Raw genomic sequence first — 773 nt, 5'->3', positions numbered from 1 at the left:
GGCGGCCACGGTCGTGGCGCCGAGCTGCTTGCCGATCTGCTGCTGCTGGTAGCGGCGGCCCCAGCGGTGCACGACCTCGTAGACCACGACGACCGTGAGCACGATGGTGGCCTGCGCGATGACCGCGATCTCCTGCGGGATGTTGTCGAAGGGCAGGATGTTGGCCGCCTGGGTCAGGAAGGACCAGAACAGGGCGGCGAAGACGATGCCCACCGGGTGGTTGCGGCCCAGCAGGGCGATGGCGATGCCGATGAAGCCGATGCCGGTGGGGAAGTCCAACGCGTAGTAGTGCGCGCTCCCCAGCAGCTGGGGCAGGCCCACCAGACCGGCGACCATGCCCGAGAAGAGCATGGACAGGAACACCATCTTCTTGACGTTGATGCCGCTGGCCTCGGCCGCCGACTGCGACTGGCCCGTGGAGCGCAGCTCGAAGCCGAATCGGGTGCGGTTGAGCATCACCGAGTAGCCGACGCCGACCGCGACGGCCAGGAACACCAGGCCGAAGATCTCCCGGTCCGAACCGAGGAAGAACGCGGGGATCCCGGGGACCCACGACGACTCGGGCAGCGGCGGGGTACCGATGTTGTTGGTGCTGATCTGGACCGCGAGGCGGTCGGTGCTCAGCAGGTAGGCGGTGATGCCGGTGGCGATCGCGTTGAGCATGATCGTGGAGATCACCTCGGACACGCCCCGGGCGACCTTGAGGTACCCGGCGATGCCCGCCCAGGCACCGCCCACGGCCACCGCCACGACGATCATGACGAGCTGGCTGA

At 68.0% G+C, this 773-nt stretch carries 1 protein-coding gene; it reads right to left on the bottom strand.

Annotated features, from left to right (window positions below; all coding sequences use genetic code 11):
* Positions 1-773, bottom strand: a 773-nt coding sequence (locus D471_RS0107180) for an ABC transporter permease subunit (protein ID WP_017597984.1), incomplete at both ends; no start/stop codon positions are given.

The organism is Nocardiopsis lucentensis DSM 44048 (genome assembly GCF_000341125.1).
GTDB classification, from domain to species: Bacteria; Actinomycetota; Actinomycetes; order Streptosporangiales; family Streptosporangiaceae; genus Nocardiopsis; species Nocardiopsis lucentensis.
This window is presented reverse-complemented; position numbering and strand designations above follow the sequence as displayed.